Origin of the sequence: Bradyrhizobium pachyrhizi, assembly GCF_001189245.1 — a bacterium.
GTDB lineage: Bacteria > Pseudomonadota > Alphaproteobacteria > Rhizobiales > Xanthobacteraceae > Bradyrhizobium > Bradyrhizobium pachyrhizi.
In genome coordinates this window covers 13,631-15,820 of the sequence record NZ_LFIQ01000098.1, presented here as the reverse complement: position 1 = coordinate 15,820, position 2,190 = coordinate 13,631, and the positions used below count along the sequence as shown (strand labels likewise).

Genomic DNA, 2,190 nt, shown 5'->3' with positions numbered 1-2,190 from the left:
AGACTCGGACCAATGAGTGATTTGCCTGATCAGCTGCCGAGCGACCCGGCCGAGTTGCGTGCCTTTGCCGCGGCTCTGCTGGAGCGCTGCGCCAGGCTAGAGCGGTTGCTCAAGCTTGCAAAAGACGCGCAGTTCGGTCGATCGTCGGAGAAGCTAGTGTCCTGAGTCACAAGTTCGCAATCGTAGATTCGCAGTAGATTCGCGTCGCTGTGCCAATGATGGAGGCAAACAGCGACGGAGTCTCCAATGGCGGTCCAGCAACTTGCCCCCCTGATATTGAGCGACGACGAGCGCGGCGAACTGACGTCGCTGACGATGCAGCGGAAGACGGCACAGGCCTGTCGCTGACGGCCCGGATCGTGCTGACCTGTGCGGAAGGTGGTCAGAACACGGAAGTGGCGGCCAGGCTGGGGACCGGCAGACCGTAGGCAAGTGGCGGCGGCGTTTTATGGAGTAGCGCGTGGCCGGGCTGCACGACGAGCCGCGCTCCGGCGCGCCGCGCACGATTGACGATGCCCGCATCGAGGCCGTGATCGTGAGAACGTTGGCGAGCTGCCCTGAGAACGCCTCTCATTGGAGCTCCCGCGACATGGCGAAGACCAGTGGCCTATCGGTGTCGACGGTCCAATGCATCTGGCGAGCCTTCGGGCTCCAGCCGCACCGGATGGAGACGTTCAAGCTCTCGACCGATCCGAACTTCGTGGCCAAAGTGCGCGATGTTCGTGGGCCTCTACGTCTCACCGCCGGAGCACGCCATCGTTCTGTGCGTGGATGAGAAGTCCCAAATCCAGGCGCTGGACCGCAGCCAGCCGATGCTGCCGATGCGTCCCGGCCAGGCGGCCCGAAGGAGCCATGACTACAAAAGGCATGGCACCACATTGCTGTTCGCCGCCCCTCGATATTGCGACCGGACGGGTCATTGGCAAGTGCTACGGGCGCCACCGCACCGCCGAGTTCCGCAAGTTCCTTGACGAGATCGAAGCTGCCGTACCGCGCAAACTCGACGTCCATCTCGTCATGGACAATTACGTCACGCACAAGACCCCAATGATCCGCAGATGGCTGGCCAAAAGGCCGCGTTGGCACGTGCACCTGACCCCGACCAGTTCGTCATGGCTCAACCAGGTCGAGCGCTTCTTCGCACTCCTCACCGATAAGAAGATCCGGCGCGGCGTCTATCGCAGCGTGGCCGCCCTCAGGGCCGACATCGCCTCGTTCATCGAACGACACAACGCCGATCCCAAACCGTTCCGATGGACCAAATCCGCCGATGAATGACATCCTTGCTTCCATCGAGCGCTTCTGCCGTTACAATGCCCCGGCAAAACACCACCCGATGTTGCGAACTTCTGGTTCAGGACACTAGACGCTGATCAGCTCCAGCTTGTTCTGGAGGATATCGATCAGGCCGTCGCCGCTCTCGAAGCAACCGATGATCGCGTCGATCCCAAAACACGCGAGGAGAGAGCTGCCGAGCGCAGGGCCAATCGTGGTCAGCTGCCGGAGCATTTTGCCATGCATCGTCGAAACGCTGATGCCGACTGCAACCTGCTGCCCGTCCTGCAAAGGCGATCTCGTTGAGATTGGCCGCGATGAGAGCCAAAGGCTCGACGTCGTTCCGGTGCAGTACCGGGTGATCGTCACCCGCCGGCCCAGACTGGCCTGCCGCGCCTGTCATGGTGTCGTCCTCAAGCACGCTGCGCCGGAGCGACTGATCAGGGGTGGATTGCGGCCGGTCGCGCATGTGATTGATGCCAAGTATCATTGGCATTTGCCGCTTTACCGCCAGGCGCAGATGCTGGCGACGCACGGTATCGCCATCGACCGTTCCACACTCGCCTTCTGGGTCGGCTATGCCGCCCAGGAATTGAAGCCCTTGTGGCGCCGTCTGCGCGAGATTTTGCTCGCCTCCGCGAAGCTTTCCGTCGATGAGACCCCGGCGCCGGTGTTGGATCCGGGGCGCAGCAGGACCAAAACCGGCTACTTCTGGGCACTCTCGCGCGATGACAGGCCTTGGGCCGGACCTGACCCACCGGGCGTGGTCTACGCCTATGCACCGGGCCGTGGGGCCCTCCATGGCTTGAGCCTGCTTGAGGGCTACCGCGGCATCATCCATTGCGATGGCTATGAGGCTTACAAGACCATGACCCGAGAGACGGGTGCGGACGCACTGTCCGGCACGCTCGCGTA

The 2,190-nt window shown here is 62.5% G+C and carries 2 protein-coding genes and 1 pseudogene; 2 read left to right on the top strand and 1 reads right to left on the bottom strand.

The annotated features are described in order from the left end of the window. The first annotated feature begins 246 nt into the window (after positions 1 to 246). A pseudogene (locus AKL29_RS24855) lies at positions 247 to 1,278 on the top strand (IS630 family transposase). Positions 1,279 to 1,362: 84 nt separating this feature from the next. On the opposite strand, the gene AKL29_RS45495 reads toward AKL29_RS24855, so the two are convergent. After that, the gene (locus AKL29_RS45495) at positions 1,363 to 1,509 is read right to left on the bottom strand and encodes a hypothetical protein (protein WP_244482383.1); all 147 of its coding nucleotides are present in this window, start codon (positions 1,507 to 1,509) and stop codon (positions 1,363 to 1,365) included. Positions 1,510 to 1,534: 25 nt separating this feature from the next. On the opposite strand from AKL29_RS45495, the gene tnpC reads away from it, so the two are divergent. Continuing rightward, on the top strand, positions 1,535 to 2,190 hold a 656-nt coding region (gene tnpC, locus AKL29_RS45490), incomplete at its 3' end, for an IS66 family transposase (RefSeq protein ID WP_244482381.1).

Coding starts and splice junctions, on each gene's coding strand:
- AKL29_RS45495 (WP_244482383.1), bottom strand. CDS start 1,509: ATGCTCCGGCAGCTGACCACGATTGGCCCTGCGCTCGGCAGCTCTCTC.